8 protein-coding genes are annotated in these 6,695 nt (G+C 68.1%); 5 read left to right on the top strand and 3 right to left on the bottom strand.

Going from position 1 to position 6,695, the window contains the following annotated elements:
* Nucleotides 1-522 (top strand): helicase HerA-like domain-containing protein (locus AC2VON_RS05830; RefSeq protein ID WP_486952088.1); only part of this gene is annotated, 522 nt, incomplete at its 5' end.
* Nucleotides 523-524: 2 nt separating this feature from the next.
* Here AC2VON_RS05830 and cmrA read toward each other — a convergent pair.
* From cmrA to AC2VON_RS05815, 3 genes are all read right to left on the bottom strand, one after another.
* Nucleotides 525-1,331: a mycolate reductase gene (cmrA, locus tag AC2VON_RS05825; RefSeq protein ID WP_486952087.1), complete on the bottom strand. Its 807-nt coding sequence runs from the start codon at nucleotides 1,329-1,331 to the stop codon at nucleotides 525-527.
* 61 nt (nucleotides 1,332-1,392) lie between these two features.
* Nucleotides 1,393-2,187, bottom strand: coding sequence for an MmpS family transport accessory protein (locus AC2VON_RS05820; RefSeq protein WP_486952086.1), 795 nt, complete (start codon nucleotides 2,185-2,187; stop codon nucleotides 1,393-1,395).
* A 55-nt stretch (nucleotides 2,188-2,242) separates the two neighbouring features.
* Nucleotides 2,243-2,896 carry an SACE_7040 family transcriptional regulator gene (locus AC2VON_RS05815; RefSeq protein WP_486952085.1) on the bottom strand — a complete coding sequence of 218 codons (654 nt, stop codon included), beginning with the start codon at nucleotides 2,894-2,896 and terminating at the stop codon, nucleotides 2,243-2,245.
* A 103-nt stretch (nucleotides 2,897-2,999) separates the two neighbouring features.
* On the opposite strand from AC2VON_RS05815, the gene AC2VON_RS05810 reads away from it, so the two are divergent.
* The 4 genes from AC2VON_RS05810 to AC2VON_RS05795 all read left to right on the top strand — a co-directional run.
* The gene (locus AC2VON_RS05810; RefSeq protein WP_486952084.1) at nucleotides 3,000-4,640 is read left to right on the top strand and encodes an AMP-binding protein; all 1,641 of its coding nucleotides are present in this window, start codon (nucleotides 3,000-3,002) and stop codon (nucleotides 4,638-4,640) included.
* Between the two features lie 90 nt (nucleotides 4,641-4,730).
* A complete protein-coding gene (locus tag AC2VON_RS05805; protein ID WP_486952089.1) occupies nucleotides 4,731-5,477 on the top strand; it encodes a CoA transferase subunit A in 747 nt (248 codons plus the stop codon).
* Nucleotides 5,474-6,118 (top strand): CoA transferase subunit B, encoded by a 645-nt coding sequence (locus AC2VON_RS05800; protein WP_486952083.1) that lies wholly within the window; start codon nucleotides 5,474-5,476, stop codon nucleotides 6,116-6,118. The genes AC2VON_RS05805 and AC2VON_RS05800 overlap by 4 nt, the downstream gene beginning before the upstream one ends.
* Nucleotides 6,115-6,695 (top strand): carboxyl transferase domain-containing protein (locus AC2VON_RS05795; RefSeq protein WP_486952082.1); only part of this gene is annotated, 581 nt, incomplete at its 3' end. The genes AC2VON_RS05800 and AC2VON_RS05795, both read left to right, overlap by 4 nt.

Here is a 6,695-nt window from a genome sequence, read left to right as displayed (position 1 = left end):
CAGCATGCGTTGCGGGCGTTCACCCCCGACGACCAGAAGGCGCTCAGCAGAACTGTGCGCACCTACCCGAAAACCAAGATCTACGACCTGGAGTCGGCACTGACGTCGCTGGGTATCGGCGAAGCGATCGTCACCGTCCTCTCCGAGAAGGGCGCTCCGACACCGGTCGCCTGGACCAGACTGCGGCCGCCGCGGTCGCTGATGGGTGCCCTGGACGCCGACGCGATCAGCACGGCCGCCAAAGCCAGCCCGCTGCAGACCAAATACGGTCAGACCGTCGACCGCGAGTCTGCGTATGAGCTCCTGAAAACCAAACTGACCCCGGTGCAGTCGGATTCAGCAGCCAATGCACTGCCGACAGCCGAGCCGAAGCGGCCGCACTGGTGGATGCGCATGTGGCGCTGGTTCGCAGGCCTGTTCTCTGGGCCCGGGGGTAGGAGTTTCGCACGCTCGGCCGGCACGGCGATGGGTCGCGAAATCGTCCGCGGCATGATGGGCACCGGACGCCGCCGGCGCTACTGAAGTTAACCGCCGCCCAGCTTCTTGTAGACGAAGCCCACGATCGGCGTGACGATAGCGCGCGGGCTGTACTGACTGGCAACCGACATCGCCTTGGACGTCACCCCGGGTACGACGCGCATCTTGTTGCGCTGCAACGCATCCAGCGACACCTTCGCGGTGTACTCTGTCGAAATCCAGAGAAAGTCCGGTATCAGCCTGTCGACCAGCGACGTCTCGGCCGCATCGGGCATCTCGGTGCGCACCGGGCCCGGTGCCAGCAGCGTGACGTGCACGCCGCAGCACCGCAGTTCCCCGCGCAGCGATTCGCTGAAGGTGTTGACGAACGCTTTGGTGGCGGCATAGGTGGCGTTGTTGGGGATCGGTGAATTACCCGCCGCCGAACCGGAAATCAGGATGCCGCCGGCCCCGCGCTCGACCATCCCCGGCAGCACCGTCAGCACCAGGTCGTGCACCGCGACCGCGTTGAGCTGCACCTGGGCCCGCTCGGCCGCTGGATCGAGCGTGGAAACCGGTCCGAACGTTGCGGTTCCGGCGTTGGCGCACAGGATCGAGATATTGCGGCCGGCCAACTCGTCGACCAGCTTCGCCCTTTGCTCCGGGTCGGCGAGATCGACCGGACGCACCTCGACCGCGACCCGGTACTTCTCGGACAGCCGGGCAGCCAGGTCGTTGAGGACATCCTCGCGGCGCGCGGTGATGATCAGCCCGTGGCCGCGTGCCGCCAGCTCGGTGGCCAGCGCCTCGCCGATGTTCTGGGAAGCTCCGGTGACGACGGCACGCGCGTCCGGACTGGGGGCGGGCACGGGCATGCGGCAATCGTAGAGTGCCAACAATGGGGTCCGGCCGCGCGGCCGGTGCCCTTCAGGGGCTTTAGCCGGGCACCGCGCAGATGGTGACGATGCTGCCGGTGCGCTGCCGCACCTGGGCGCCGTCCACGGTGACTGAGCAGGTGACTTGCTCGCCGATGTTGACCACCGTGACGCTGGCGGATTTCGACGCCGGTGGCGTCAAGCTGACCTGCTTGCTCCACGGCAGCGCCACATTGAACTCGGTCTGCAGCACACCGCCGGTTTCGATGTAGGCGATGCTGATCGCCCGGCTCTGGCCGGTGACGCTGTAGACGACGGCCTGCGCCTCGCCAGCGGTGGTCGACTCGGTGGGCGTCGGCGTCGTGGGCGGTTCCGTGCCGGTGGTCGGCGACGGCAGCCGAGACGTGGTCGTCGGTACCTGCGGTGACGGGGTCGTGCTGGGCATCGACGGCAACGGCGAAACCGCGGTCGGCATCTTCGTCGTTCCGTTGGTGACTATCAGCGCGACGACCAGGCCGACGACCAGCAGCACCGCCCCACCGGCCAGCAGAAACAGCCAACGCGGCGACCCGGGTGGCTTGGGTGGCTGGGGCGGCCCGCTCCCGTCACCGGCGGCCAGGCTTCCTGGTGGCTGGCCCGGCGGCGGCTGGCCCGGCGCCCAGTGTTGTTGCGAAAGTGGGGTGGTCGGGTTCTGGGTGCGCTGGGTGTGTTGCGGCAGATACCGCGCACCGTAGGTCGGCAACTGGCCCGCGTAAGCCGGGTCGACGTACGGCGGATTGCTCACCGGTGCCGGCTCCATTGGACCGGCGGCTTGACGGGTCGGATCGAACCCCACGGGCCGACGCGGATCGTTCATACCCACCTCATGGCATGCAGGGTACCTGTGCGCGCACAACCTCGCAGTCATGCAGCTATTTGGCGGCCCTGCTTCCCGCGACGGCCAGCGCGGCGACGGTCATCGCGCGCATGTCGGCGCGTGCGCAGACCGTGCTGGGCGGATTGAACGGCTTGGTGCCGGACGGCTTCATGCTGTGCGGAGTCGAGTTCAGCAGCCCGAACACCGCGTGCGCGATCAGCCTGGCGTCGGACTCGGCCAACCCGGTGTTCAACTCGCGCAGCACGCCCACCCAGACCTCGACATACTGGCGCTGCGCGCTGCGCACCTGGCGTTCCGCTGCCGGCGGCAGGTGCGACAAATCACGGTCCTGGATGCGGATCAGGTCGGGTTCGCCCAGCGCGAAGTCGAGGTGAAAATCGATCAGGCCGTCCAGCACGGCGGCCGGGCCCTGACCGCGGGAGCGCACGTCGCGCGCCCCGGCCAGCAGGCGGGTGCTGATCCCGACCAGCAGTTCGACGAGCAACGCTTCCTTGTTGGGGAAATGCCGGTAGATGGCCGGGCCGCTGACCCCGGCCGCCGCGCCGATGTCCTCCAGCCGTACCGCCAGGAAACCGCGCTCGGCGAAGAGCCGCTCGGCAGCCGCCAGCAACTGGGTGCGCCGGTCGGATTTCAGCCGGCTGCGGCGGTTGGCGGGCTCGGCTCGGCCGCCCGGCGCCGACGCTGCCATGTGGGGTCTCCGTTGTTGCTCACCGTGGACACTTGAGTTAACCGTCACTAACATAGCACGCGTCAGGCGCGGTGAACTCGGTCGTTGGGGCGTGGTGGCAGCTGTGGGATCCGCGGAACACAAAGAACTCTCGGCGGGGCTGTCCTATGCGCGCGGGGAGTCCCGGCCGTCGTTGTTGGAGACGACCATTGGTGCTGCGCTGGCCGTCACCGCCGCCGCATACCCGGATCGGGACGCGCTGGTCGACATTGCGGCGCGGCGGCGCTGGACCTATGCCGAGCTGCTCGATGATGTGCGCCGGCTGGCGAGTGGGTTGATCCGGGCCGGTGTCGGCCCCGGTGATCGGGTGGGCATCTGGGCGCCCAACCGTTGGGAATGGGTGCTGGTGCAATATGCCACCGCCGAGATCGGCGCGCTACTGGTCAACATCAATCCCGCCTACCGCGCCCACGAACTGCAGTACGCGCTGCAGCAGTCCGGGCTGGCGATGGTGATCTCCGCGGCCAGCTTCAAAACCTCGGACTATCGGGCGTTGCTCAGCGACGTGGCGCCGCGCTGTGCAGAGCTGCGCGAGGTCGTCTTTCTCGCCAGCGAGCGCTGGGACGGGCTGGCCGGTGGGGCAGCCGATGTGGCCGAGCTGGCTCGGATCGCGGCAACGCTGGATAGCCGCGACCCGATCAACATCCAATATACCTCCGGCACAACGGGATACCCGAAGGGCGCCACGCTGAGCCATCGCAACATCCTCAACAACGGCTATTTGGTCGGCGAGCTGCTGGGCTACACCGAGGCCGACCGGATCTGTGTGCCGGTGCCGTTTTATCACTGTTTCGGGATGGTGATGGGGAACCTGGCGGCGGTCAGCCACGGCGCGGCCGTCGTGATCCCGGCGCCGGGTTTCGACGCGGCCGCCACACTGGGCGCGGTGGCCGGCGAAGGATGCACCAGCCTGTACGGGGTGCCCACCATGTTCATCGCCGAACTGGGCCTGCCTGACTTCGCCGACTACGACCTGAGCAGTCTGCGCACCGGGATCATGGCCGGCTCGCCGTGCCCGGTCGAGGTGATGCGCCGGGTGATCGAGGACATGCACATGCCCGAGGTTGCGATCTGCTACGGCATGACCGAGACCTCACCGGTGTCTGTCCAGACCCGCCGGGACGACTCGCTGGCGCTCCGGGTCGCCACGGTGGGGCGGGTCGGCCCGCACCTGGAGATCAAGGTCGCCGACCAGGGCAGCGGTCAGATCCTGCCGCGCGGGGTGTCCGGTGAGTTCTGCACCCGCGGCTATTCGGTGATGACCGGCTACTGGAGCGACCCGGCGCGCACCGCCGAGGTCATCGACGCCGACGGCTGGATGCACAGCGGCGACCTGGCCGTCATGGACGTCGACGGATATGTGCGGATCACCGGCCGGATCAAGGACATGGTCATCCGCGGCGGGGAGAACATCTACCCGCGCGAGATCGAAGAAGTCCTCTATACCCACACCGACGTCGTCGACGCACAGGTCATCGGGGTACCCGACGACACCTACGGCGAGGAGCTGATGGCGGTGGTCACCCTGCGCGACGGGGCGCCGGAGCTCACCGTCGAAGAGCTGCGTGCGTTTTGCACCGAGCGGCTGGCGCACTTCAAGATTCCGCGGTATCTGCGGATTGTCGACGAACTCCCGATGACGGTCACCGGCAAGGTCCGCAAAGACGAGCTGCGCCGGCAGGCGATCGAGTACCTACGTCAGTGACCGCCGGGCGGCTGACGCGCCCAGCAAAGGGTGGTAACCTCGACTGCGGTTAATCGCTATTAACTGAAGTCGAGGAGGTTCGGCGTGGCGATGGACAAGGTCGTGGCGACGGCCGCGGCAGCCGTCGCCGACGTGACCCCCGGGGCGTCGCTGGCGGTGGGCGGGTTCGGTCTGTGCGGTATACCCGAGGCGCTGATCGCCGCACTGGCCGACCTCGGAGTCGATGATCTGGAGACGGTCTCGAACAATTGCGGCGTGGACGGAGTCGGATTGGGTTTGCTGTTGGCACACAAGAAGATTCGCCGCACCATCAGCTCCTATGTGGGCGAGAACAAGGAATTCGCCCGGCAGTACCTCGCGGGTGAGCTGGAGGTGGAGTTGACCCCGCAGGGCACCCTGGCCGAGCGACTGCGCGCTGGCGGCGCCGGAATTCCGGCGTTCTACACACCCACCGGGGTGGGCACCCAGGTCGCCGACGGCGGCCTGCCGTGGCGCTACGACTCTTCCGGCCGGGTAGCGGTCGCCTCGCCGCCGAAGGAGACCCGCGAGTTCGACGGTCGCACTTACGTTCTGGAGCACGCGATCCGCACCGACTTCGCGCTGGTGCACGCCTGGAAGGGCGACCGGCACGGCAATCTGGTCTACCGCGAGACCGCGGCCAATTTCAACCCGGACTGCGCGGCGGCGGGCCGGATCACCATCGCCGAAGTCGAGCACCTCGTCGAGCCCGGCGAGATCGACCCGGCGCAGGTGCACACGCCGGGTATCCATGTTCATCGGGTGGTGCACGTGCCCGACCCGGTGAAGCGGATCGAGCGGGAGACGGTGCGCAAATGACCGGCTGGACCAGAGACGAGTTGGCTGCGCGGGTTGCCGCCGAGCTGCGCGACGGGCAGTACGTCAACCTCGGCATCGGGCTGCCCACCCTGGTCCCCAATCACATCCCGGCCGGTGTCACCGTCGTGTTGCATTCGGAGAACGGAATCCTTGGCGTCGGACCCTACCCGCGGTGTGAGGACCTCGACGCCGACCTGATCAACGCCGGCAAGGAGACGATCACCACGTTGCCGGGTGCGGCGTTCTTCTCCTCCTCGACCTCGTTCGGCGTGATCCGCGGCGGCCACCTCGACGTCGCGGTGCTTGGCGGCATGCAGGTTTCGGCCGCCGGTGACCTCGCCAACTGGATGATCCCGGGCACGATGGTCAAGGGCATGGGCGGGGCGATGGACCTGGTGCACGGGGCGCGGCGGGTGATCGTGATGATGGAGCACACCGCCCGCGACGGCAGCCCCAAAGTCGTCGAGCGCTGCACGCTGCCGCTGACCGGCGCGCGCTGCGTGGACCGCATCATCACCGACCTGGCCGTCATCGACGTCGACGACGACGGCCTGAGGCTGGTCGAAACCGCCCCCGGAGTCTCCGTCGACGAAGTGGTCGCCAAAACCGAGCCTCCGCTTAAACTTCCGGTTGCGCCATGACGACCGCAGCTGCCACGGATAACGCTCGCACCTTCGCCGACGAGCACCGCCGCCTGGTCGTCGAGCTGAAGGAGAAGCTGACCAGTGCCGCGCGCGGTGGCAGTGAACGCTCCCGCCAGCGGCACGTCGCGCGCGGCAAGCTGTTGCCGCGCGACCGGGTGGACCGGCTGCTCGATCCGGGCAGCCCGTTTTTAGAGCTGGCGCCGCTGGCCGCCGACGGCATGTACGACGACGAGTGCCCCGGAGCCGGGATCATCACCGGGATCGGGCGGGTAGCGGCGCGGGAGTGCGTGATCGTCGCCAACGACGCGACGGTCAAGGGCGGCACCTACTACCCGATGACGGTCAAGAAGCATCTGCGCGCACAGGAAGTGGCGCTGCACAACCGGCTGCCGTGCCTATACCTGGTGGACTCCGGCGGCGCGTTCCTGCCCCGCCAGGACGACGTCTTCCCCGACCGCGAGCACTTCGGCCGGATCTTCTACAACCAGGCGACCATGAGCGCCACGGGCATACCTCAGGTCGCGGCGGTGCTGGGCTCGTGCACCGCGGGCGGCGCCTACGTGCCGGCGATGAG

Source organism: Mycobacterium sp. TH-M82 (assembly GCF_057473605.1).
The sequence above is the reverse complement of the archived record's forward strand: the minus strand, read 5'-3'. Positions and strand labels throughout refer to the sequence as shown.